The sequence below is a fragment of the Pseudomonas tumuqii genome (assembly GCF_013184545.1).
In the GTDB taxonomy this organism is placed as follows: domain Bacteria; phylum Pseudomonadota; class Gammaproteobacteria; order Pseudomonadales; family Pseudomonadaceae; genus Aquipseudomonas; species Aquipseudomonas tumuqii.
Window position 1 is genome coordinate 160,427 of the sequence record NZ_JAAOJA010000005.1, and the last position, 24,426, is coordinate 184,852.

General features: G+C 58.9%; 20 protein-coding genes and 2 pseudogenes. 6 read left to right on the top strand and 16 right to left on the bottom strand.

Translation table 11 applies throughout. The annotated features are described in order from the left end of the window. Window positions 1-50 precede the first annotated feature (50 nt). From atpA to rpmH, 15 genes are all read right to left on the bottom strand, one after another. Window positions 51-1,595 (bottom strand): F0F1 ATP synthase subunit alpha, encoded by a 1,545-nt coding sequence (gene atpA / locus G9C89_RS11635; RefSeq protein ID WP_172148052.1) that lies wholly within the window; start codon window positions 1,593-1,595, stop codon window positions 51-53. A gap of 21 nt (window positions 1,596-1,616) precedes the next feature. Continuing rightward, window positions 1,617-2,153 carry a F0F1 ATP synthase subunit delta gene (locus G9C89_RS11640; RefSeq protein ID WP_172148053.1) on the bottom strand — a complete coding sequence of 179 codons (537 nt, stop codon included), beginning with the start codon at window positions 2,151-2,153 and terminating at the stop codon, window positions 1,617-1,619. 14 nt (window positions 2,154-2,167) lie between these two features. Then, window positions 2,168-2,638, bottom strand: coding sequence for a F0F1 ATP synthase subunit B (locus G9C89_RS11645; protein ID WP_172148054.1), 471 nt, complete (start codon window positions 2,636-2,638; stop codon window positions 2,168-2,170). Window positions 2,639-2,695: 57 nt separating this feature from the next. Beyond that, on the bottom strand, window positions 2,696-2,953 hold the full coding sequence (gene atpE / locus G9C89_RS11650) for a F0F1 ATP synthase subunit C (RefSeq protein ID WP_003097235.1): 258 nt from the start codon (window positions 2,951-2,953) through the stop codon (window positions 2,696-2,698). A gap of 165 nt (window positions 2,954-3,118) precedes the next feature. Continuing rightward, entirely contained in the window at window positions 3,119-3,988 is an 870-nt protein-coding gene (gene atpB, locus G9C89_RS11655) for a F0F1 ATP synthase subunit A (RefSeq protein ID WP_172148055.1), read from the bottom strand. Between the two features lie 14 nt (window positions 3,989-4,002). Next, window positions 4,003-4,410 (bottom strand): F0F1 ATP synthase subunit I, encoded by a 408-nt coding sequence (locus G9C89_RS11660; protein WP_172148056.1) that lies wholly within the window; start codon window positions 4,408-4,410, stop codon window positions 4,003-4,005. A 147-nt stretch (window positions 4,411-4,557) separates the two neighbouring features. Beyond that, complete coding sequence (locus tag G9C89_RS11665) at window positions 4,558-5,430, bottom strand: ParB/RepB/Spo0J family partition protein (protein ID WP_172148057.1); 873 nt, start codon at window positions 5,428-5,430, stop codon at window positions 4,558-4,560. Between the two features lie 10 nt (window positions 5,431-5,440). Further along, window positions 5,441-6,229: a ParA family protein gene (locus tag G9C89_RS11670; RefSeq protein WP_172148058.1), complete on the bottom strand. Its 789-nt coding sequence runs from the start codon at window positions 6,227-6,229 to the stop codon at window positions 5,441-5,443. 12 nt (window positions 6,230-6,241) lie between these two features. Beyond that, window positions 6,242-6,889: a 16S rRNA (guanine(527)-N(7))-methyltransferase RsmG gene (gene rsmG, locus G9C89_RS11675; protein ID WP_172148059.1), complete on the bottom strand. Its 648-nt coding sequence runs from the start codon at window positions 6,887-6,889 to the stop codon at window positions 6,242-6,244. Continuing rightward, window positions 6,889-8,781, bottom strand: coding sequence for a tRNA uridine-5-carboxymethylaminomethyl(34) synthesis enzyme MnmG (gene mnmG / locus G9C89_RS11680; RefSeq protein WP_172148060.1), 1,893 nt, complete (start codon window positions 8,779-8,781; stop codon window positions 6,889-6,891). The genes rsmG and mnmG overlap by 1 nt, the downstream gene beginning before the upstream one ends. An 840-nt stretch (window positions 8,782-9,621) precedes the next feature. Beyond that, the gene (mnmE, locus tag G9C89_RS11685) at window positions 9,622-10,989 is read right to left on the bottom strand and encodes a tRNA uridine-5-carboxymethylaminomethyl(34) synthesis GTPase MnmE (protein ID WP_172148061.1); all 1,368 of its coding nucleotides are present in this window, start codon (window positions 10,987-10,989) and stop codon (window positions 9,622-9,624) included. A gap of 87 nt (window positions 10,990-11,076) precedes the next feature. Next, complete coding sequence (gene yidC / locus G9C89_RS11690) at window positions 11,077-12,825, bottom strand: membrane protein insertase YidC (protein ID WP_172148062.1); 1,749 nt, start codon at window positions 12,823-12,825, stop codon at window positions 11,077-11,079. 2 nt (window positions 12,826-12,827) lie between these two features. Next, window positions 12,828-13,073: a membrane protein insertion efficiency factor YidD gene (gene yidD, locus G9C89_RS11695; protein WP_172148063.1), complete on the bottom strand. Its 246-nt coding sequence runs from the start codon at window positions 13,071-13,073 to the stop codon at window positions 12,828-12,830. Further along, the gene (gene rnpA / locus G9C89_RS11700) at window positions 13,066-13,467 is read right to left on the bottom strand and encodes a ribonuclease P protein component (RefSeq protein WP_172148064.1); all 402 of its coding nucleotides are present in this window, start codon (window positions 13,465-13,467) and stop codon (window positions 13,066-13,068) included. The genes yidD and rnpA overlap by 8 nt, the downstream gene beginning before the upstream one ends. A gap of 14 nt (window positions 13,468-13,481) precedes the next feature. After that, window positions 13,482-13,616 (bottom strand): 50S ribosomal protein L34, encoded by a 135-nt coding sequence (gene rpmH, locus G9C89_RS11705; protein WP_002551315.1) that lies wholly within the window; start codon window positions 13,614-13,616, stop codon window positions 13,482-13,484. 523 nt (window positions 13,617-14,139) lie between these two features. On the opposite strand from rpmH, the gene dnaA reads away from it, so the two are divergent. The 6 genes and pseudogenes from dnaA to G9C89_RS11735 all read left to right on the top strand — a co-directional run bounded on the left by dnaA (window position 14,140) and on the right by G9C89_RS11735 (window position 23,368). After that, window positions 14,140-15,594 carry a chromosomal replication initiator protein DnaA gene (dnaA, locus tag G9C89_RS11710; protein WP_172148065.1) on the top strand — a complete coding sequence of 485 codons (1,455 nt, stop codon included), beginning with the start codon at window positions 14,140-14,142 and terminating at the stop codon, window positions 15,592-15,594. 32 nt (window positions 15,595-15,626) lie between these two features. Then, complete coding sequence (gene dnaN, locus G9C89_RS11715; protein WP_172148066.1) at window positions 15,627-16,730, top strand: DNA polymerase III subunit beta; 1,104 nt, start codon at window positions 15,627-15,629, stop codon at window positions 16,728-16,730. A 7-nt stretch (window positions 16,731-16,737) separates the two neighbouring features. Further along, window positions 16,738-17,840, top strand: a pseudogene (recF, locus tag G9C89_RS11720) (DNA replication/repair protein RecF). 3 nt (window positions 17,841-17,843) lie between these two features. Beyond that, window positions 17,844-20,261: a DNA topoisomerase (ATP-hydrolyzing) subunit B gene (gene gyrB / locus G9C89_RS11725; RefSeq protein WP_172148068.1), complete on the top strand. Its 2,418-nt coding sequence runs from the start codon at window positions 17,844-17,846 to the stop codon at window positions 20,259-20,261. 384 nt (window positions 20,262-20,645) lie between these two features. After that, window positions 20,646-21,138: pseudogene (locus tag G9C89_RS11730) on the top strand (hypothetical protein); the annotation flags it as partial. A 1,093-nt stretch (window positions 21,139-22,231) separates the two neighbouring features. Beyond that, window positions 22,232-23,368, top strand: coding sequence for a BCCT family transporter (locus G9C89_RS11735; RefSeq protein ID WP_172148069.1), 1,137 nt, complete (start codon window positions 22,232-22,234; stop codon window positions 23,366-23,368). Window positions 23,369-23,480: 112 nt separating this feature from the next. Here the strand turns inward: G9C89_RS11735 and G9C89_RS11740 are convergent, their stop codons facing one another. Then, window positions 23,481-24,425 (bottom strand): phosphatidate cytidylyltransferase, encoded by a 945-nt coding sequence (locus G9C89_RS11740; RefSeq protein WP_172148070.1) that lies wholly within the window; start codon window positions 24,423-24,425, stop codon window positions 23,481-23,483. Window position 24,426 lies beyond the last annotated feature (1 nt).

Below are 24,426 nucleotides of genomic sequence, written 5' to 3' on the forward strand. Positions count from 1 at the left end.
TTGACACCTATCGGGTTAGCAGGCGGAGGTCATCAGACCTCCGCTGCGGCTTACCAGGTTTGGGTGGCCTTGAACTTCTCGATACCGGCTTTCAGGCCAGCGTCGATTTCGTCATTGAAGTCACCCTTCACGTTGATCTTCGCCATCAAGTCGGCGTGATCGCGGTTGAAGTAAGCAATCAGAGCTTGTTCGAAGCTGCCGATTTTTGCGATTTCGATGTCCTGCAGGTAGCCACGCTCGGCCGAGTACAGGGACAGCGACATGTCGGCGATGGACATCGGCGCGTATTGCTTCTGCTTCATCAGCTCGGTAACGCGCTGACCATGCTCGAGCTGCTTGCGGGTGGCTTCGTCCAGGTCGGAGGCGAACTGGGCGAAAGCCGCCAGTTCACGGTACTGAGCCAGAGCGGTACGGATACCACCGGAAAGCTTCTTGATGATCTTGGTCTGAGCGGCACCACCTACGCGGGAAACCGAGACACCGGCGTTCACTGCCGGACGGATGCCGGAGTTGAACATGGCCGATTCCAGGAAGATCTGACCGTCGGTGATCGAGATCACGTTGGTCGGAACGAACGCGGAAACGTCGCCAGCCTGGGTTTCGATGATCGGCAGAGCGGTCAGGGAACCGGTCTTGCCAGTCACGGCACCATTGGTGAACTTCTCGACATACTCTTCGGAAACACGCGAGGCGCGCTCCAGCAGACGGCTGTGGAGATAGAACACGTCGCCCGGGTAGGCTTCACGGCCTGGCGGACGGCGCAGCAGCAGGGAAATCTGGCGGTACGCCACTGCTTGCTTGGACAGATCGTCATAGACGATCAGCGCGTCTTCGCCGCGGTCGCGGAAGTACTCGCCCATGGTGCAACCGGAGTACGGTGCGATGAATTGCAGCGCAGCGGATTCGGAAGCACTGGCGGCAACGATGATGGTGTTAGCCAGGGCACCGTTTTCTTCCAGCTTGCGTACTACGTTGGCGATGGTCGATTGCTTCTGACCGATTGCCACGTAGACGCACTTAATGCCGCTGTTCTTCTGGTTGATGATGGCATCGATCGCCAGAGCGGTTTTACCGATCTGACGGTCGCCAATGATCAGTTCGCGCTGGCCACGGCCAACCGGGATCATGGCGTCGACGGCCTTGTAACCGGTTTGCACCGGCTGGTCGACCGACTTACGCCAGATCACGCCCGGTGCAACCTTCTCAACCGCGTCACTGAGGACGTTGTTCAGAGGGCCTTTACCGTCAACCGGGTTACCCAGGGCATCGACCACGCGACCCAGCAGTTCCGGACCTACCGGTACTTCGAGGATGCGGCCGGTGCACTTGGCGCTCATGCCTTCAGCCAACGACTGATAGGCACCGAGAACCACGGCGCCGACAGAGTCGCGCTCGAGGTTCATCGCCATGCCGTAGACGGCACCCGGGAACTCGATCATTTCGCCGTACATTACGTCGGCCAGACCATGGATCCGCACGATACCGTCGGACACGCTGACGACTGTGCCTTCGTTACGGGCTTGCGAGGCGACATCGAGTTTCTCGATACGCCCCTTGATGATTTCACTTATTTCGGAAGGATTGAGTTGCTGCATAGCTCTGCTGCCCCTTCAAACTCAAGATTTCAATGCTTCGGCCAGCTTCGCGATCTTGCCGCGAACTGAGCCATCGATTACCAGGTCGCCGGCGCGGATCACGACACCACCTATCAGGCTGGCATCCTCCGTAGCATGCAGGCGCACTTCCCGGCCGAGCCGTGCACTGAGAACCTTGGCGAGTTTGTCTTGCTGTTCATCGCTCAATGCGAAGGCACTGGTGACATCCACGTCGACCGATTTTTCCTGTTCGGCTTTATACAGCTCGAACAGATCGGCGATCTCCGGCAACAGGGCCAGACGATCATTTTCGGCGACGATATGGATGAAATTGCGTACCTGGGCGTCGAACTTGTCACCACACACCTCGCTGAAGGTGGTGGACTTATCTGTACTCGTCAGACGCGGAGCCGTGAGCATGCGCTGGATGGTGTCGTCTTGCGACACCTCAGCGGCCAGGCCAAGCATGGCTGACCAAGAGGCCAGTTGCTGGTGGGCCTGGGCATACTCGAAAGCAGCCTTGGCGTAAGGTCGGGCCAGCGTGGTCAGTTCTGCCATGATCGCGCCCTCGCTTAAATTTCGGCTGCCAGTTTGGAAACCAGCTCCGCATGCGCGTTTTGGTCGATGGATGCGCCCAGGATCTTCTCGGCACCGCTGACGGCCAGGCTACCCAATTGGGCGCGCAGCATGTCTTTGACGCTGTTCAGTTCCTGTTCGATCTCGGCCTGAGCCTGAGCCTTCACGCGGTCAGCTTCGACACGGGCCTGTTCACGGGCTTCGTCGACGATCTGGGTTCCACGTTTCTTGGCTTGCTCAATGATTTCGGCTGCTTGGCCTTTGGCGTCGCGCAGTTGTTGAGCCACTTTTTCATGGGCCAACTCCAGGTCACGAGCCGCACGGCTGGCAGCGTCCAGTCCATCTGCAATCTTCTTTTGACGATCCTGCAAAGCCGTAATGACCGGAGGCCATACGAACTTCATGCAGAACAGCACGAAGATGAAGAAGGCAACGGACTGGCCAATCAGGGTTGCATTAATGTTCACGCCAACACCTCGCTCGTTCGTTGTCCGTCAAACCAATCCACTCGAATACTCGAGTGATTAGCCTGCAATTTGACCAACGAAGGGGTTCGCGAAGGTGAAGAACAGTGCGATACCAACGCCGATCATGGTCACGGCGTCGAGCAGACCGGCGACGATGAACATCTTGACTTGCAGCATCGGAACCATTTCCGGTTGACGCGCAGCGCCTTCCAGGAACTTACCGCCCAGCAGGCCGAAACCAATGGCGGTACCCAGGGCACCCAGGCCAATCAGCAGTGCTACAGCGATCGCGGTCAGACCAACTACAGTTTCCATCTTTCCTCCCGACTTTTATGTCGTATTGGTTTAAGGTTTTCTAAGGTAAAGCGGTAAAGCTAAATCATTGCCTGTGTTGCCCTTGCGGGCGTCCACCTTGAGCAGAGCGCAGCCTGATCTGCCGTTTCCCCGTCGGGGAAGGGCATCAGGATGCGCGTCGCGCGCTTAGTGGTTGTCTTCGTGCGCCATCGACAGGTAGACGATGGTCAGCATCATGAAGATGAACGCTTGCAGCACGATGATCAGGATGTGGAAGACGGCCCACGCCCACTGCAAGACGATACCCAGACCGCCCAGCAGCAAACCGCCACTGAACATGACTGCGATAAGAATGAAGATCAGTTCGCCGGCGTAGAGGTTGCCGAACAGACGCAGAGCCAGGGAAATCGGCTTGGCGACCAGGGTCACCAACTCGAGCAGCAAGTTGACCGGCACGAACAGGGCCTGGATCAGGATGTTCTTGCTGCCGAACGGGTGCAGGGTCAGCTCACCAATGAAACCGCCGATACCTTTGACCTTGATGCTGTAGTAGAGGATCAGGGCAAACACCGACAGGGCCAGGCCCAGGGTTGCGTTTGGATCGGTGGTCGGCACCACGCGGAAGTACAGGTGCGGATCGCCGACGAGGGTTGCAGCCAGCAGCGGCAGCCAATCCACCGGGATCAGATCCATGAAGTTCATCAGGAAGACCCAGACGAAGATGGTCAGACCCAGCGGTGCGATCAGCGCGTTGCGACCATGGAAGGTGTCTTTGACACTGCCATCGACGAACTCGACCAGTACTTCGACGAAATTCTGCAGACCACCCGGTTGCCCGGAAGTGGCGCGCTTGGCTGCGGCGCGGAACAACAGAATGAAGATCAGGCCGAGCACCACCGACACCAACAGGGTATCGACATGGAATGCCCAGAAGCCCATTTCTTGAGCTTCCCTGACGTTGTGGGCAAAGCTCCAGCCGTTGACCGGGTGCTGACCGTAGGTCAGGTTGGTCAAGTGATGCTGGATATAACCCGAAGCGGTTTCTGCTGCTGCCATATATCCCTCGAGCGCTAAGGTCTTAAAAATCTTGTTTTCATTAGCAAGGGCGCGAACCAGTTGACCAATTGGGTCAGCAGGAATACGCCGAATACCGCCAGCGCATCCAATGGCTTCACGCCTGCAAAGGTCAGTGCGAACAGCACTGCCGTCAAAATCAGTTTGCCCGCTTCACCGGCATAAAAAGACCGGACTATCGCTTGGGCGGCCCGCGCTCCACTGAAACGGAACGCCTTGTGGGCAAAGTACAGATTCGGCAACCAGGCAATCAGCCCGCCACACAATCCCGAATAACCACTTACTGCTCCGCGTGTGGCGTACAGCACCGCAGCCGCTAACAGTAGTACAGCCAGCTGGGTCAGCAAGACCGGAAACACCGCTAAACGATGAAAGGGCAGGCGATTTGGCGTGCGAACATCCATCGTCACGGTCCTTACGGCGTCGGCCGCCTCAAATCAACGACTTGGCATATTTCGTGCCGACAAAAGCGCGCAAAGTATAGGGGCGTATACCCCCCGGTTCAACTGCCAGGTAGTGATTTCCGTGAAGCCGCTACACGGTCAATTGTTTCAGCGAATGTGGGCCAGGACGCCCTGCAATTCATCCAGCGAGTTGTAGCGAATCACCAGTTGGCCTTTGCCCTTTTGCCCGTGCTTGATCTGCACCGGAGAGCCCAGGCGCTCGGCCAGGCGCTGTTCCAGGCGACTGATGTCCGGGTCGCTTTTGGCCGCTGCTTCGACCTTGGGTTTGCCGTTCAACCACTGGCGTACCAGGGCCTCGGTTTGCCGTACGGTCAGCCCTCGTGCGACAACGTGTCGCGCCCCTTCGACCTGTTGTTCCGCCGGCAGACCAAGCAGGGCACGAGCGTGGCCCATCTCCAGGTCGCCATGGGACAGCAGGGTCTTGATCTCGTCCGGCAGGCCGATCAGGCGCAGCAGGTTGCTGATGGTCACGCGGGATTTGCCCACGGCTTCGGCCACCTGTTGCTGGGTCAGCTGGAATTCCTGCTGCAGCCGTTGCAGGGCCACGGCCTCGTCGATCGGATTGAGGTCTTCGCGCTGGATGTTCTCGATCAGCGCCATGGCGATCGCCGCCTCGTCGGGCAGTTCGCGCACCATCGCCGGGATCTTCTCCAGGCCAGCCTGCTGGCAGGCACGCCAGCGCCGCTCGCCGGCAACGATCTCGAAACGGCCCTGGCCAATCGGCCGCACCACGATCGGCTGCAGCACGCCCTGGGCCTTGATCGACTGGGCCAGTTCGTCCAGTGCAGTGGCATCCATGTCGCGCCGCGGTTGGTATTTGCCGCGCTGGATCAGATCCAGGGGCACGTATTGCAGCTCTCGGCTATCGGCCTGGGCGGCTTCTTCCTGCAGAGCAGTGACGGTGGTACCACCCAGCAGGGCGTCCAAGCCTCGTCCCAGCCCTCGTTTCTTGGCGGCCATGCGGAATTCCTTATGCGGTTGCGGTGTGGGCGCTGGCGCGCTGACGGCGAACCAGCTCGCCAGCCAAGGCCAGGTAGGCGATGGCGCCGCGGGATTGCTTGTCGTATACCAGCGCCGGCATGCCGTAGCTGGGGGCCTCGGCCAGGCGGATGTTGCGCGGAATAACGGTTTGGTACAGCGTGTCGGGGAAATGCTGCTTGAGCTGCGCCGAAACATCGTTGGTCAGGCTGATGCGCGGGTCGTACATGGTGCGCAGCAGGCCTTCGATCTTCAGCGAAGGATTGAGCATCTGGGCGATGCGCTGGATGCTGTTGACCAGGTCGCTCAAGCCTTCCAGGGCGAAATACTCGCATTGCATGGGGATGATCACCCCATCGGCGGCGACCAGGGCATTGACCGTGAGCATCGACAGCGCCGGTGGGCAGTCGATGAGGATGTAGTCGTAGTTCTCGCGGATCGGCGCCAAGGCGTTACGCAGGCGACTCTCCTTCATTTTCATTTCCAGCAGGCCGACTTCCGCGGCGGTCAGGTCACGGTTGGCGGGCAGCAGCTGGTAACCGCCGTGCTCGGAGTACTGCATGGCCTCGACCAGGTTGCATTCGCCGATCAGCACGTCGTAGATCGAATGTTCCAGGGCATGCTTATCCACACCGCTGCCCATGGTCGCGTTGCCCTGGGGATCGAGGTCGATCAGCAGCACGCGGCGCTTGGTCGCAACCAGCGAGGCCGCCAGATTGATGCAGGTGGTGGTCTTGCCCACGCCGCCTTTCTGGTTGGCGATTGCGAATACTTTAGCCATGTTGCGTTCCCCTTAGACCGAGCGACGCAGTATCAGCAGATGACGCTGACCTTGGCAACCGGGAACCTTGAGCACATGGGTGGCTGCCAGGCGGAAGTCGGCCGGCAGGGCTTGCAGTTCGTCGTCCGGATGCACGCCTTTCATGGCCAGCCATTGGCTCTGGCCGTCGCCGAGATGGCGGGTCCAGTTGGCAAAATCTTCCAGGCTGCTGAAGGCGCGGGAAACAATGCCGCTGAATGCCTGCTCAGGCTTGAAGGCTTCGACCCGGCTGTGGATAACTTCCAGGTTGGCCAGTTTCAGTTCCAGCTTCACCTGGGTCAGGAAGCGGGTCTTCTTGCCGTTGGAGTCGAGCAGAGTGAAGCGCCGCTCGGGGAACAGGATAGCCAGGGGGATGCCCGGCATGCCACCGCCACTGCCGACGTCCAGCCAGTTGTCCCCAGCACCGAGGACGAAGGGTTGCACACTCAGGCTGTCGAGCAGGTGGCGCGAGACCATTTCGTCGGGATCACGCACCGCGGTGAGGTTGTAGGCCTTGTTCCACTTGATCAGCAGCGCCAGGTAGGCGAGCAGCTGCTGTTGTTGCTTGGGCGATACCTCGACACCCAGTTCGAGGGCGCCTTGCGCCAGTTCTTCGGCGTGCTTGCTGGTTACCACAGACATCAGGCGCTTTGCTCCAGCTGGCGACCAGCTCCGCGTTTTTTCAGGTGGATCAGCAGCAGGGAAATCGCCGCCGGGGTGACCCCTGGAATCCGCGAGGCCTGACCGAGGGTCTGCGGACGGGTGTTGCCGAGCTTGTGCTGGATTTCCTTGGACAGGCCGGAGATCCCGTTGTAATCGATATCCGCGGGCAACTGGGTGTCTTCGCTGGCGCGCAGCCGGGCGATTTCATCCTGTTGGCGGTCGATGTAGCCGGCGTACTTGGTCTTGATCTCGACCTGCTCGGCGACCTGCGGGTCTTCTGCTCCCGCGCCGGTCAGTTCGACCAGGCCGAGGTAGTCGATCTCCGGGCGCGACAACAGGTTGAGCAGGTTGTACTCGTGGGTCAGCGGGGTGCCGAAGCGCGCAGCAATCGCCTCGCCCTGGGGTGTGCCGGGGCGGACCCAGGTACTTTTCAGGCGCTGTTCTTCCAGGGCGATGGCTTCACGCTTGGTCGCGAACGCGGCCCAGCGCACGTCATCGACCAGGCCCAGCTCGCGGCCTTTTTCGGTCAGGCGCAGGTCGGCGTTGTCTTCGCGCAGGATCAGGCGGTATTCGGCCCGCGAAGTGAACATGCGGTACGGCTCCTGGGTGCCCAGGGTGATCAGGTCGTCGACCAGCACGCCGATGTAGGCCTCGTCGCGACGCGGACACCAGCTGTCCTTGCCCTGGGCGCGCAACGCCGCATTGGCACCGGCGAGCAGACCCTGGGCACCGGCTTCTTCGTAACCGGTGGTGCCGTTGATCTGGCCGGCGAAGAACAAACCGGCGATGACCTTGGTTTCCAGGCTGTATTTCAGATCACGCGGATCGAAGTAGTCGTACTCGATGGCGTAGCCCGGCCGCACGATATGGGCGTTTTCCATGCCGCGAATGGAGCGCACAACCTGCAACTGCACGTCGAACGGCAGGGAAGTGGAAATGCCATTGGGATACAGCTCGTGGGTAGTCAGGCCTTCAGGCTCGATAAATACCTGATGGCTGTCCTTGTCGGCAAAACGGTGGATCTTGTCTTCGATCGACGGGCAGTAACGCGGGCCAACGCCTTCGATCACCCCGGAGTACATCGGCGAACGATCGAGGTTGGCGGCGATGATCTCGTGGGTCCGGGCATTGGTGTGGGTGATCCAGCAACTGACCTGGCGTGGATGCTGCTCCCGACTGCCGAGGAACGACATCAGCGGAATCGGCGTATCGCCCGGTTGCTCGGTCATCACGGAAAAATCCACCGAACGGCCATCGATGCGCGGTGGTGTGCCGGTCTTCAGGCGACCGACGCGCAGCGGCAATTCGCGCAGGCGCTGGGCCAGGGCGATCGACGGCGGATCGCCGGCGCGGCCGCCGGAATAGTTCTGCATGCCGATGTGGATAAGTCCGCCGAGGAAGGTGCCGGTGGTCAGGACCACCGAATCGGCGAACAGGCGCAGGCCCATCTGGGTGACCACGCCTTTGACTTCATCGTTCTCGACGATCAGGTCATCGGCGGCCTGCTGAAATATCCACAGGTTGGCCTGGTTCTCCAGGGTTTCGCGAATGGCCGCCTTGTACAGCACCCGATCGGCCTGGGCGCGAGTGGCGCGCACGGCTGGGCCCTTGCGGCTGTTGAGCACGCGGAATTGGATGCCGCCCTTGTCGGTGGCCGTTGCCATGGCGCCGCCCAGGGCATCGATTTCCTTGACCAGGTGGCTCTTGCCGATCCCGCCGATGGCCGGATTGCAGCTCATCTGGCCGAGGGTTTCCACGTTGTGGGTCAGCAGCAGGGTTTTTACCCCCATGCGTGCCGCTGCCAAAGCAGCTTCGGTGCCGGCATGACCACCGCCGATCACGATCACCTGAAAACGGGAAGGGAAATCCACCACGCACCTCGTGCCTGTTGAGAAATGGGGGGCTTTTGGCTTTGAAAAGCTGGAAAGCCGGGAAGTATAGGGATTTAGCCCGTGTGAAAGAAGCCTTTTGCACAAAAAATAGCCAGCCTGCCTTGGTCATTCCAGAGCTGACGGTTAATAAAGAATAAAAGAATGAATTTATATAGATCTTTGTTTTTATGTTTATTAAGTATGCAGCGCTTTTCTGTGGATAGATGGCTACAGCCCAATGTTCACGTGGCTTGTAGCGTTTCAAAAGGCTGTGCTGATCCTGCCGTCAGCCTGTTCGCTAGCCGTAGACAGCCTGTGGATGAAAGTGATGGTTATCCACAGGGGCGTTTATCCTCAGTTTTATCACCGGGTTATGGACTGGGCTCAGGGGCGGTTTTCCACAGGGCTTAGGTGGGTAAAAAAGTGGGTGGTCGCACATATTTCGCCCAGGCGGATGCCTGCCGGAATGACAGAAAGAGAGTTTTCAGGGGCTCGGTAGGCAGTGGGGGGTTAGCGCAGGAAGGAAATAGTGGATTAGAAAGGAGGTCGGATGCGGCGTAACCCATCAACAATATGAAGGAGTACGGTCTGCTCCAAGAACGGCTTGTAGCAATCCAGCACGGCAGCGCTTAGCGACCATGGGGGGGTAGCCCGGATGCAATCCGGGAGCAATTTTATAGACGCTAGGTTTCACCGGATTTTATCCGGGACGGGACGGCAAAAAGCATCGCGGGCATGGGCTAGGCGCCCCCGCCGCTCCTACGATTTCTAAGCCCTGCGAGGCTTGTGCATAAACATAGGATCTACAGAAAGGGGGGAGCGAGACAGTCTGGCGGAGACCTACTTGCCGATACAGAAGCTGGAGAATATCCGCCCGAGCAGGTCGTCGGAGCTGAACGCCCCGGTGATCTCGCCCAGAGACTGTTGCGCCAGGCGCAGGTCTTCGGCGAGCAGCTCACCGGCCCCTGCCAGGGTCAGCTGCGCGTGACCGTGGTCGAGATGGGTGGCGGCCAGGCGCAACGCCTCCAGATGGCGCCTGCGGGCACTGAAGCTGCTCTCGGCAGTCTGTTCATAGCCCATGCAGGCTTTCAGGTGTTCACGCAGCAGCTCCAGACCCTCGCTGGATCTGGCCGAGAGGCTGATGGTCACATGACCGTCGCTGCCGACTTCCAGGGCAATGGCTTCGCCCGACAGGTCGGCCTTGTTGCGGATCAGGGTGACCTTGCCCGGAGCGGGGCGCTGATCGAGAAACTCCGGCCATAGCGAGAACGGGTCGTCGGCTTCGGGCGCGGTGGCGTCGACCACCAGGAGTATGCGGTCGGCTTCGCCAATGGCTTGCAGCGCACGCTCGACGCCGATCTTTTCCACCTGGTCTTCAGTGCTGCGCAAGCCGGCGGTATCCACCACATGCAATGGCATGCCATCGATGTGGATATGTTCGCGCAGCACGTCGCGGGTGGTCCCGGCGATCTCGGTGACGATGGCGGCTTCACGCCCGGCCAGGGCATTGAGCAAACTGGATTTACCGGCATTCGGCCGACCGGCGATCACCACCGTCATGCCATCGCGCAGCAGTGCGCCTTGTCCGGCTTCGCGCAGCACGCCGGAAAGGTCCGTGCGCACGCCCTCGAGCAGGTTGAGTACATGGCCATCGGCGAGGAAGTCGATTTCTTCCTCGGGGAAGTCGATGGCCGCCTCGACGTAGATCCGCAGGCTGATCAGGCGTTCGGTCAGGCCATGCACGCGCCGCGAGAATTCGCCTTGCAGCGAGCGCAGGGCATTACGCGCCGCCTGTGCGGAGCTGGCCTCGATCAGGTCGGCAATTGCCTCGGCCTGGGCCAGGTCGAGTTTGTCGTTGAGAAACGCACGTTCGCTGAACTCGCCGGGGCGGGCCTGGCGCGCACCGAGTTGCAGGCAGCGGCGCAGGAGCAAATCGAGCACCACCGGGCCGCCGTGGCCTTGCAGTTCCAGCACGTCTTCGCCGGTAAAGGAGTTGGGGCCGGTAAAGTACAGGGCCAGGCCCTCATCCAGCACCTGTTCGGCATCGGCGAAGAAGGGACCGTAATGGGCATAGCGGGGTTTCAGTTGGCGCTGGCAAATCGCCAGGGCCAGTTGCCCGGCCAGGGGACCCGAGACCCGCACGATGCCGACACCACCACGGCCCTGGGCGGTGGCGACGGCGGCAATGGTTTCACGGACTGTTGACATGCTGGACTCCAAACGCTGGATAGCAAGACGCCCCACGATGGGGGCGTCTTGGGTAACGGCTTGCGAGAGCTTAGCTGCTCCGACTGATCAGGCCGCAGCCGCCTTGGTCGCCGCTTCGATCTTGCGGGTAATGTACCACTGCTGGGCGATCGACAAGACGTTGTTGACCACCCAGTACAGCACCAGACCGGCCGGGAACCAGAGGAAGAAGAAGGTGAAGATGATCGGCATCAGCTTCAGCACCTTGGCCTGCATCGGATCCGGCGGCGTCGGGTTGAGCTGCTGCTGGATGAACATGGTGGCGCCCATGATGATCGGCAGGATGAAGAACGGATCCTTGATCGCCAGGTCGGTAATCCAGAACATCCAGGGGGCCTGGCGCATCTCCACGCTTTCCAGCAGGGTCCAGTAGAGCGCGAGAAACACCGGCATCTGTACCAGAATCGGCAGGCAACCACCCAGGGGGTTGATCTTCTCTTTCTTGTACAGCTCCATCATCGCCTGGGACATCTTCTGCCGATCGTCACCGTGCTGTTCTTTCAACAGTGCCAGTTTCGGCGCTACGGCACGCATGCGCGCCATCGACTTGTAGCTGGCGGCAGACAATGGGAAGAAGATCAGTTTGATGATGATGGTCAGGACGATGATCGACCAGCCCCAGTTGCCCAGGATGCTGTGGATATGTTCCAGCAACCAGAAGATCGGCTGGGCGAGGAACCACAGAATGCCGTAGTCGACGGTCAATTCCAGGCCGGGGGATAGGGTTTTCAGGTGACCCTGAAGTTTCGGGCCGGCATACAGAATGGCACTGATTTCGCCTTGGGCGCCGGGAGCAACCTGAACGGCCGGGCCGGTAAAGCCGACAATGTAATTGCCTTGGCTATCCTTGCGGGTCTGGACCTGGTTGGCGCTACCCTTTTCAGGAATCCAGGCAGTGACAAAATAGTGCTGCAGCCAGGCAACCCAGCCTCCTTCGACGGTTTCTTTGAAGACTTGCTTGTCGATATCTTTCATCGACACTTTCTTGTACGGCTCGTCGGCGGTCCAGAGCGCGCCGCCCAAGTAGGTCGCGGTGCCAGTGGCAGTGGTCGAGGAAGGATCGTCACTGCCATCGCGCTTGAGCTGGGCGAACATATTGCCGCTCCACGCTTTGCCACTCTGGTTATCGATCAGGTAGCTGACAGTCATCTGGTAAGACGCGGGATCTACGCATCCCGGCTTCTTCAGCTGTTGTTCCTTGGCCGAGCACTCGGGATTCAGGCCGCGCTTGAAGGTGAAGCGCTTGATGTAATTGACGCCGTCTTCGCTGAGCTTGAGGTCTACCTGCAGTTGGTCCTGGCCTTCAGCCAATGCGTAACTCTGCTGGTCGCTGCTCCACAGTGCACGACCGCTGGATTTGTCCGGCGCGTTGCTACCGATCAAGCCGCTTTGCGCCAGATAGGTGCGCTCGCTGCCGTTATCGAACAACTGGAAAGGCACGTCCGGGTGGTCCTGCCGACGTGGGTACTGCGGCAAACGCAGTTCCACTACATCGCCGCCACGGGGATCGATGGCCAGATCCAGGACGTCGGTTTTCACTCGAATCAGTTGGTCACTGACGGCCACCGGGGCAACGCTGATAGAGCCTGAATCGGCGGCAGGAGCTGCGGTCGGTATGTCGTCACCGTTGGCAGTTTTTGCGCTGACAGTGGTATCCGGCAAGCTCGGAACGGTACTGCTGACTGCTGCAGTCTGAGTCGGCAGGGCAGCTTGGCCGTAGTCCTGGTTCCACTGGAGAACCATCATATAGGACACGATTGCCAGGGCGACGATCAGGATCGAGCGTTGAATATCCATGATTATTCGGCCATCGAAGAGGAACGGGAGGTTTTCGCGGGGGGAACCGGGTCGTAGCCACCGGGATTCCACGGGTGACAGCGGCCAAGCCGGCGCAGTGCCAGCCAGCCACCACGCATGAGGCCATGTTGTTCGATGGCTTCATGCGCGTAGCAGGAGCAGCTTGGATAGAAACGACAGTGGCTGGCCATCAAAGGACTGATGGCGTAGCGGTAGAACTGGATTGGAACCAAGGCCAGTTTACGCATGGGGACTGTCGTTTATCCCGATAGGGGTAGAAGTTTCCGGGCGTGGCTTGTTGCGTGCCAGGCGTTTCCAGAGCTTGCCGAACTGGTGAGCCAGTTCGGCATTCTGCAGATCGCCCAGGCCTTTGCGCGCAACCACTACGATGTCCCAACCGACCAGGCTGTCCTGGTTGAGGCGGAACGATTCGCGGATCTGGCGTTTCAGGCGATTGCGCTCAACCGAGAGCTTGACGCTCTTCTTGCCGATCACCAAACCCAGGCGGGGGTGATCCAGCTCGTTGTTGCGCGCCAGCAGCAGGACATTTTTGCCCGGAACTTTGCCGCTAGGGGAGTCGAAGACTGCCTTGAATTGTCGGGGGGTTAGCAGACGCTTTTCCCGACTGAAGTCTCGACTCACCACAATACCGAAATTTAGACGGCGAGACGCTTACGGCCCTTGGCGCGGCGACGCGACAGGACAGCACGGCCGTTCTTGGTGGCCATACGAGCACGGAAACCGTGGGTGCGAGCGCGTTTGATAGTGCTGGGTTGGAAAGTGCGTTTCATGGCGTGTTACCTGGATGGTCGACTACGGGCCGGAATGGCCCCCGTTTTAAGAGACCGGCGATTCTAGAGAATCACGAGGGTCAGGTCAATTTCCAACCAGCATTATTCGTTAATAAAGAATATAGAGAAGAGAATATTTAAAGCTTTTCTGTAATGTTAACTACTATTAGCCAGCGTCCTGCCTGTGCATAAGTGCCTCAAGCCCTTTATCCATGAAGCTTTGGCGGCAGGGTAAGTCTGTCCGGAACAGGTGCTGCGGCTGTGTGAAGACGGCGGATAAGCTGGGGATGGAATGCCATGTTATCCACAGCCAGGTTTGTGCAGCACTTATGCCCAGGCTTATCCGCTGGGCTCAAGCGGGGTTATCCACAGAGTTGAATATACAGTTATCGACCAGTGGTAAGGCCCATGGCTGACACCGGGTATCTCACCAGAGCGCTCGTTACGTGTGGATAACTCGGTCTTCGGCGGCTACAATGGCGGCTGTTTTTTGCCTCGCCGCTTTCCTATTTAGGGGTTATCCGTGTCCGTTGAACTTTGGCAGCAGTGCGTAGAGCTTCTGCGCGATGAACTGCCTGCCCAGCAATTCAATACCTGGATCCGACCGCTGCAGGTCGAAGCCGCAGGCGACGAGCTTCGCGTCTATGCGCCGAATCGTTTCGTGCTCGACTGGGTCAATGAAAAGTACCTGACGCGGCTGCTGGAATTGCTCGCCGAACGCACCAACGGCATGGTGCCGGCATTATCCTTATTAATAGGCAGCAAACGCAGCAGTGCTCCGCGCATGGCTGCCGCGCCTGCTCCAGCCGTGACCAGCACGCCAGTAGCAGCGCCCAAGGCCGCCCCGGCGCTGTCAGAGCCATCGCGATCCAGTTTTGATCCAATGGCAGGGGCCGCCAGCCAGACCGCTCCTGCGCGCACAGAGCGCACGGTACAAGTGGAAGGCGGGCTCAAGCACACCAGCTACCTGAACCGTACCTTCACCTTCGACAATTTCGTCGAGGGCAAGTCCAACCAGCTGGCCCGCGCGGCAGCCTGGCAGGTGGCGGACAATCCCAAGCATGGTTACAACCCGCTGTTCCTCTATGGTGGCGTGGGCCTGGGCAAGACTCACCTGATGCATGCGGTGGGCAACCATCTGCTGCAGAAGAACCCGAATGCCAAGGTGGTGTACCTGCATTCGGAGCGCTTCGTTGCCGACATGGTCAAGGCGCTGCAGCTGAATGCGATCAACGAGTTCAAGCGTTTCTACCGTTCGGTGGATGCCTTGTTGATCGACGACATCCAGTTTTTCGCCAAGAAGGAACGCTCCCAGGAGGAGTTCTTCCACACCTTCAACGCACTGCTTGAAGGTGGTCAGCAGGTAATCCTGACCAGCGACCGCTACCCGAAGGAAATCGAAGGCCTGGAAGAGCGCCTGAAGTCGCGCTTCGGTTGGGGCCTGACGGTGGCGGTCGAACCGCCCGAGTTGGAAACCCGGGTGGCGATCCTGATGAAGAAGGCCGATCAGGCCAAAGTCGATCTGCCCCACGACGCGGCGTTCTTCATTGCCCAGCGCATCCGTTCCAACGTGCGTGAGCTGGAAGGTGCGCTCAAGCGGGTGATTGCCCATTCGCACTTCATGGGCCGTGACATCACCATCGAGTTGATCCGTGAATCGCTGAAGGATCTGTTGGCGCTGCAAGACAAGCTGGTCAGCATCGACAATATCCAGCGCACTACCGCCGAATACTACAAGATCAAGATCTCCGACCTGCTCTCCAAGCGCCGTTCACGCTCGGTGGCAAGACCACGGCAAGTGGCGATGGCGCTGTCGAAGGAGTTGACCAACCACAGCCTGCCGGAAATTGGCGATGCCTTCGGCGGCCGCGATCACACCACGGTATTGCATGCTTGCCGTAAGATTGCTGAACTGAAGGAATCCGACGCGGACATCCGCGAGGATTATAAGAATCTGCTGCGTACGTTGACCACTTGAATACGCCACTCCACTAGGCAAGGGACTAGACCATGCATTTCACTATTCAACGCGAAGCCTTGTTGAAACCACTGCAACTGGTCGCCGGCGTCGTGGAACGCCGCCAGACCTTGCCGGTGCTGTCCAATGTGCTGCTGGTGGTCGAAGGCCAGCAACTGTCGCTGACCGGCACCGATCTCGAAGTCGAGTTGGTCGGCCGCGTAAGCCTGGATGAACCGGCCGAACCCGGTGAGATCACCGTGCCGGCGCGCAAGCTGATGGATATCTGCAAAAGCCTGCCGAATGATGCGTTGATTGACATCCGCGTCGACGATCAGAAGCTGCTGGTCAAGGCCGGACGTAGCCGTTTCTCCCTGTCGACCCTGCCGGCCAATGACTTCCCCACGGTCGAGGAAGGCCCGGGTTCGTTGACCCTCAGCCTGAGCCAAAGCAGGCTGCGCCGCCTGATCGAGCGCACCAGCTTCGCCATGGCGCAACAAGACGTGCGCTATTACCTCAATGGCATGTTGCTGGAAGTGCAGACCGGGATTCTGCGCGCAGTCGCCACCGACGGTCATCGACTGGCCATGTGTTCGATGGCAGCCGAGATCGAACAAACCGAACGGCATCAGGTGATAGTGCCGCGCAAAGGCATTCTCGAGTTGGCACGTCTGCTGACCGAGCAGGATGCCAACGTCAGCATCATCCTGGGCCAGCATCATATTCGTGCGACCACCGGGGAGTTCACCTTCACCTCAAAACTGGTCGACGGCAAGTTCCCGGATTACGAGCGAGTGCTGCCGCGCGGTGGCGACAAACTGGTGGTCGCCGATCGCCAAGGCCTGCGTGAAGCGTTCAGCCGCACTGCCATTCTCTCCAACGAAAAGTACCGCGGTATTCGTTTGCAACTGGCTAGCGGTCTGCTGAAAATTCAGGCCAACAACCCGGAGCAGGAAGAGGCCGAAGAAGAGATCGCCGTGGACTACAACGGCAATCAGTTGGAGATCGGTTTCAATGTCAGCTACCTGCTCGATGTCTTGGGTGTGATGACGACTGATCAGGTGCGCCTGATTTTGTCCGACTCCAATAGCAGTGCTCTGGTGCAGGAGGCCGATAACGACGATTCCGCCTATGTCGTTATGCCCATGCGCCTGTAACTGCTAAATGTCCCTCACCCGCGTCATGGTCACCGCGGTGCGCAACTTGCACCCGGTGACCCTCTCCCCCTCCCCGCGTATCAATATTCTCCACGGTGCCAATGGCAGCGGCAAAACCAGTTTGCTGGAAGCCGTTCATCTGCTTGGTTTGGCCCGCTCATTTCGCAGCACACGACTACTGCCGATGATTCAGTACGAGCAGCTGGCCTGTACGGTTTTCGGTGAAGTGCAACTGGCCGATGGCCGGCAAAGCAGTCTGGGGATTTCCCGTGATCGTCAGGGCGAGTTGCAGATTCGCATCGATGGGCAGAATGCGCGCAGTGCTGCCCAGTTGGCTGAAGCGCTGCCACTGCAGTTGATCAACCCGGACAGTTTCCGCCTCCTCGAAGGTGCACCCAAGGTTCGTCGGCAGTTTCTCGATTGGGGAGTGTTCCACGTGGAACCTCGCTTTATGCCGGCCTGGCAGCGCCTGCAGAAGGCCCTGCGGCAGCGGAACTCGTGGCTGCGGCATGGTACACTTGATGCCGCTTCGCAGGCGGCCTGGGACCGCGAGCTATGCCTGGCCAGCGACGAGATCGATGGCTACCGAAGAGCCTATATCAAGGCCTTGAAACCGGTGTTCGAACGCACGCTGGGCGAACTGTTGGAGCTGGAAGGCTTGACCCTCAGTTACTACCGCGGCTGGGACAAGGAGCGTGAGCTGAATGAAGTGCTGGCCACCTCCCTTCTCCGCGATCAGCAAATAGGTCATACCCAGGCCGGTCCCCAGCGCGCGGATCTCAGATTGCGTCTGGCTGCCCATAGTGCCGCGGAGATATTGTCGCGAGGCCAGCAGAAGCTGGTTATTTGTGCCCTGCGTATTGCCCAGGGCCATTTGGTTAATCAGGCCAAGCGCGGGCAATGCATTTATCTGGTGGATGACTTGCCGTCAGAACTGGATGAGCAGCATCGCCGCGCCTTGTGTCGTTTGTTGGAAGACTTGCACTGCCAGGTGTTCATCACCTGTGTAGACCATGAATTGTTGAGGGAAGGCTGGCGCACGGATACGCCCGTTGCCATGTTCCACGTGGAACATGGTCGTATCACCCAGACCACGACCACCGGGAGTGAAGCATGAGCGAAAACCAAACGTACGACTCCAATAACATCAAGGTCTTGAAAGGCCTGGATGCCGTACGCAAGCGACCTGGCATGTACATCGGCGATACCGATGATGGCAGCGGTCTGCACCACATGGTATTCGAGGTGGTCGACAACTCGATTGACGAGGCTCTGGCGGGGCATTGCAGCGACATCACCATCACCATCCACCCGGATGAATCCATCAGCGTGAGCGACAACGGTCGTGGCATTCCGGTGGATATCCATAAAGAGGAAGGTGTTTCCGCTGCCGAGGTCATCATGACCGTGCTGCACGCCGGCGGTAAGTTCGATGACAACTCCTACAAGGTCTCCGGCGGCCTGCACGGCGTAGGTGTCTCGGTGGTCAACGCCCTTTCCGAGCACCTGCTGCTCACCGTGCGTCGCAGTGGCCACATCTGGGAGCAGACCTATGTGCATGGCGTGCCCCAAGAACCCATGCGCATCGTTGGCGACTCCGACAGCACGGGCACCCAGATTCACTTCAAGCCGTCCTCGGAAACCTTCGCCAATATCCACTTCAACTGGGACATTCTGGCCAAGCGTCTGCGCGAACTGTCGTTCCTCAACTCGGGCGTCGGCATCGTGCTCAAGGACGAGCGTAGCGGTAAGGAAGAGCTGTTCAAGTATGAAGGTGGCCTGCGCGCCTTCGTCGAATACCTCAACCTCAACAAGACCGCGGTCAATCAGGTGTTTCACTTCAACATCCAGCGTGAGGATGGCATCGGTGTCGAAGTGGCCTTGCAGTGGAACGACAGCTTCAACGAGAACCTGCTGTGCTTCACCAACAACATCCCGCAGCGCGATGGTGGCACCCACCTGGCCGGTTTCCGCTCGGCGCTGACGCGTAACCTGAACGCCTATATCGAGCAGGAAGGTCTGGCCAAGAAACACAAGATTGCCACCACCGGCGACGATGCCCGTGAAGGCTTGACCGCGATTATTTCGGTGAAAGTGCCGGACCCCAAGTTCAGCTCGCAGACCAAGGACAAGCTGGTTTCCTCCGAAGTGAAAACCGCGGTCGAGCAGGAAATGGGCAAGCACTTCTCCGACTTCCTGCTGGAGAACCCGGGCGAAGCCAAGGCCGTGGTCGGCAAGATGATCGACGCCGCCCGCGCCCGTGAAGCCGCGCGCAAAGCCCGGGAAATGACCCGCCGTAAGGGCGCGCTGGATATCGCCGGCCTGCCCGGCAAACTGGCCGACTGCCAGGAAAAGGACCCTGCCCTTTCCGAACTCTACATAGTGGAAGGGGACTCCGCGGGCGGTTCTGCCAAGCAGGGCCGCAACCGCAAGACCCAGGCGATCTTGCCGCTCAAGGGCAAGATCCTCAACGTCGAGAAAGCCCGCTTCGACAAGATGATTTCCTCCCAGGAAGTCGGCACCCTGATCACCGCGCTCGGTTGTGGTATCGGCCGCGATGAGTACAACATCGACAAGCTGCGCTATCACAACATCATCATCATGACCGACGCCGACGTCGACGGTTCGCACATCCGTACCCTGCTGCTGACCTTCTTCTTCCGGCAGTTGCCGGAACTGGTCGAGCGCGGTTACATCTATATCGCCCAGCCGCCGCTGTACAAGGTCAAGAAAGGCAAGCAGGAGCAATACATCAAGGACGACGAGGCCATGGAGGAATACATGACCCAGTCGGCCCTGGAAGACGCCAGCCTGCACGTCAACGAAAGCGCACCCGGCCTGTCCGGCGCGGCGCTGGAGCGGCTGGTCAACGACTACCGTCTGGTGATGAAGACCCTCAATCGCCTGTCGCGCCTGTACCCGATCGAACTGACCGAACATTTCGTCTACATTCCGCGCGTCAGCAGCGAACAGCTGGCGGACAAGGATGCCGTGCAAGCCTGGTTGGGCCTGCTCGATGCCCGTCTGAAAGGCATGGAGAAGTCCGGTCTGGTGTACAAGACCAGCCTGCACGAAGACCAGGAGCGTCACCTCTGGCTACCGCAGGTCGAACTGATTTCCCACGGGGTCTCCAGCTACATCACCTTCAACCGCGACTTCTTCGCCAGCAACGACTACAAGACAGTCACCAGCCTGGGCGACCAACTGAACAGCCTGCTGGAAGAAGGCGCCTACGTGCAGCGTGGCGAGCGCAAGAAGGCCGTTACCACCTTCAAGGACGCCCTGGGCTGGTTGATGAGCGAAAGCACCAAGCGCCATAGCATTCAGCGCTACAAGGGACTCGGTGAAATGAACCCGAACCAGCTGTGGGAAACCACCATGGACCCCGAAGTACGGCGTATGCTCAAAGTGACGATCGAGGACGCCATTGGTGCGGATCAGATCTTCAACACCCTGATGGGCGACGCCGTAGAGCCGCGCCGGGAATTCATCGAGGCCAACGCTCTGGCGGTGTCTAACCTGGACTTCTGATCGTTTGTTGTCGATGGGCAAAGTTATTTGCCATTTCGGCCAGAGTTATTGGTTATTAGCATGAAAAGGAAAAGCCCCTGCTCACGAACGTGAGCAGGGGCTTTTCACATTAAAGGAAGGGTCCATCCTGAGATCAGTTAGCCTTGTGCAAGGCCTGCCAATTAGATGAGAAGGCTTCAGTCAGACGATGCTTGGTTTTGTACTTATCGACGATTCCTGCTGATCGCATGCGACTGAATGTGGCATTCATCGAGGATCTATTCGTTTTGTTGCCGATGCGCCTGGTTCTAAGGGCATCGATTATTCAGGATGCCATTTGGCAGTGTTCAAGCGAATCAGCTTGATCATTGAGGGGTCGACATGGCCTTTAGGCAGGCCGAATAAATCCTGGTACTGACAGAACGAATCGATCAAATGAGAGGCATCGAGGCGCGGCTAGGCCGGGCGCATCGAAAATCTATTCACCCGGCCTGGGCGACTGTCCACAAGGCAACGCGCTGTTCTAATCGGCGGGCTGGAAGCACTACCACCTGATGCGCCACGGATGATCCTGGCAATCGGGAAATTGGTTGGAGAAGGGTTTGATCATCCTGCACTGGATACCTTGGTGCTGGCCATGCCGGTTTCCTGGAAGGGTACGCTCCAGCAGTATGCGGGTCGCCTGCACCGGGAGCAGGCGAGCAAGGCCGATGTGCGCATCATCGACTTCATCGATGCCGGACATCCTGCTTTGCTCCGGATGTGGAGCAAGCGGCAAAGTGGTTACAAGGCGATGGGATATCGGCTTGTCGAGTCGTCCAGTGTCATGGAGTTGTTCGGCTCGCAAGATAGCTGTGGAATCCGTACCCAGTTCCTTCCGGTCGTTCGCACGCCGTAGCACGTCGAGACTGATGATGGGAGTGGAAGACCTATGGCTGACCCTGCTGAAGATGGGAAGCCAGAAAGCACTGAGGGGAGCTATTGGCTCCCCTCTAATAATTAATGCGTGCTTTGTTTTTCTTGTTTAGCGATCTGTTGTTGTTATTAGTGATCGACAGCTTTTTCATCAGATCCCCAGAAGGGATCAAGGGCAAACGTATTTTTTTGGCCGCTGGTACTGCCCTTGTCACTAGGTGATCCAACCAGAACGGGCTACCTCAAGGTAGTTTTATTCTTCTCAGCCTGGTTGCCGGGTTTGAGGCCCGGAAAAGCATACCCTCTCCAAAAAAATCTGTTTGCTACTTCTCTGCGGTGTTGTTTTTGTTTTGCCAGAGTCGAGATGTTTTTCTTTTTGCTGTTTTTGTTGTTGTTCTGCCAGTGATATAGCACAGCCCGTGCCAGTTTTAAAATATCCTTATAAATCAATAGATTGGTAATTTAGCGCGTTTATTGCCAGGTCGAACTGTGGCTGATCTGTTTCCGTATCACTCAGTTACGTTACCTGTGGATGGCGCTCGTAACACAGGACGCCCGGTTGAGCGGTGTTACTCAGGGGGATGGGTCGTTGGGCGGGAAAAGGGTTGGGCTATAGCGGTGGTGTAGCTGAGCGATCAAGTCGTCTATTGGAACCTGTCGCCACACAGACGATCCAACGAACCCACCAGTAGAACGCTGCTGCTGGTGCCCGATATTCCCCCCCCCCCAACTAATCGCTCGCACCATGGCGCGACCTGGCCGGAGACAGGATAAAAGACGTCGCCTACGGGAATGCATGGGCTGGCAGCTAACGACAGGATAACGACGAGACCTGAGCGGGCTTAGCCGCAACCGACCCGGGAGCCAAAGACCTTGGCTACGGGGTTCTACCGCCCAGATGCTTTGCCATAGCCGCCGCTCAGATAGGAGCTGCCAGGATCTCAGCGCGGTGCCCAGGCAGGTAAGGGGCGATCCGCAAGCAGTCCATTAAAACAACTACAAGCACAACGCTAAAGTCGACCTGAAGGTTGATCCCGACCCACGGCATCCGGCGAGGCGTTAGGCATGGGATCTTTATGAATATTGTTTTGTCCGGCGCGATCATCACGCTTTTGCTCACCACCCTGTTTGTCCTGATGCGCTGGGGTAATCAGCGCTGTCATGGCACAGAACCTGTGGGGTTGTTGACCTTCATGGCGATCCTGTTCACCTCGGGCCTGGACATGGGCCTGATCATCTTTCCGCTGACCGAGTTCCCGGTCTACGCCAAGGATGCGGAATATCAATTCTCCAACCCACTGGCTGTCGAGTTCGGCTTCTGGGGCTTTCTGATCTGGGTGTTCTATTTCATCACCACTTTCTACTTCTGCGTGATCGAGCCGCGGGTGAAGTTCTTCGAACTGAAACCGGTGAAGATCATCAACAATCTGGTGATCATCTCGACCTGCGCCTTCACGGCCTACCTGTTCCTGGTGAATATCGCCTGGTATGCACCGGAAGTCGGCGAAGCCTGGGGGTATCTGGTGGTCTTCCTGATTCTGTTGGCGGCGGTCTATTCGAGCACCGATATCAGGTACCTGAAGATCCTCAGCGTGGCGTCGACCTGGTTGTTCTTCGCCCTGATTGCCGGGATGTGGTGGTTGATGGATGCCGATGCAGGCTACGTGGCCGAGGCGGCTTCGGCGATCGGCACCGGCTATTTCGCCGAGCTGGATGAATTCGTCCTGCCGCTGAGCGACTACCACGCCTTCTACCTGTTCTGGTGGTTCGCCTGGAGCGTGATGATCGGCCAGTTCGTTTCGCGCTTTGTCGGTGGCCTGAAGACTTATCAGCTGCTGCTGGCATTGCTGATCATCCCTTCCATCCCGTTGGCGATATGGTTTTCCGTGCTGTACTACTACTTCGCCAACGCCATCGAGATCACCCTGCTGTTTAAGCTGGCGATGGTCACGGTGGGGATTATCTTCGTGATCAATTCGGTAGATTCGCTGGTGCGCTTGTACACCGACAATCTGGGGATCAAGGTCGAGAAACTGGGGCGGCCGAAGTTCATCATGCTCAACGTGAGTGTGCTGGCCGTCCTGGTCCTGCTGTTCAAATTCACCCCGTTCGAAATTCAGTCGGTGGGGCTGGTGGTGATTGGGCTGTATGCCGCGACTATCGCGACCATCATGTGGCGCCACCGGCCGGCGCTGGCCTCGATCAATGGCTGAAGAGCCGATCAACTGAACGGTATTTCGAGCTTGGCTGCAGTCGAATAAAACAGCCCAGGAGCACCTGGGCTGTTTTATGTCTGGGGGTGTTCTGGCGGCCGACGTACTGGATCTAGACCAGCGGCGGCACCCACCAGTAGCGCACGAAGTGGAAGAAGATCGGGGCGGCGAAGCACACCGAATCCAGGCGGTCGAGCATGCCGCCATGGCCTTCGATCATATGACCCCAATCCTTCACTCCGCGATCACGTTTGATCGCCGACATCACCAGGCCGCCGGCGAAGCCCAGCAGGTTGACGGTCAGGGCCATCAGCGCGGCCTGCCAGAAGTTGAACGGGGTGATCCAGTACAGCAGCGCGCCGGCCAGGCTGGCCAAGGCTATCCCGCCGACAAAACCTTCGACAGTTTTCGACGGCGACAGGCGCGGGGCGATCTGGTGTTTGCCGAACAGCTTGCCGCAGACGTACTGCAGCACGTCGGAGAGCTGCACCACCATGATCAGCCAGGCGATCAGCAGCAGGTTGCGCCCTGCATAGCCAGGGATGTCCAGGGTCAGCAGGGCCGGTACCGCGGAGATGCAGTAGACCGCGATCATCAGCCCCCATTGCACCTTGGAGGCACGCTCGAGGAAGCGCGTGGTATCGCCGCCCAGGGAGGCGAGAATCGGCAGCAAAAGAAACAGGTAAACCGGGATGAAGATGGTGAACAGGCCGTACCAGTCCACCGCGATCAACAGGTATTGCATGGGCAGGGCGAAGTAGAAGGCCGCCACCAGTGCCGGATAGTCGCTGCGCCTGGTTGGCGTCAGGGTCATGAATTCGCGCAGGGCGTAGAACGAGACGCAATAGAACAGCAGGATGACGCCGATATCGCCGAACACGAAGGCCGCGCCTATCACCAGCACCATCACCCACCAGGCGTTGATCCGCGCATTGAGGTTATCGATCACCGGGTTGGGGGTGACGCCGCTGCGGCGTTTAAGTAACCAGCCGATGGCCGAGGCGAGCAGCAACAGGGCGCCGATAGCGGCGAACAACAGCAGGGTGTTGTGATCCATC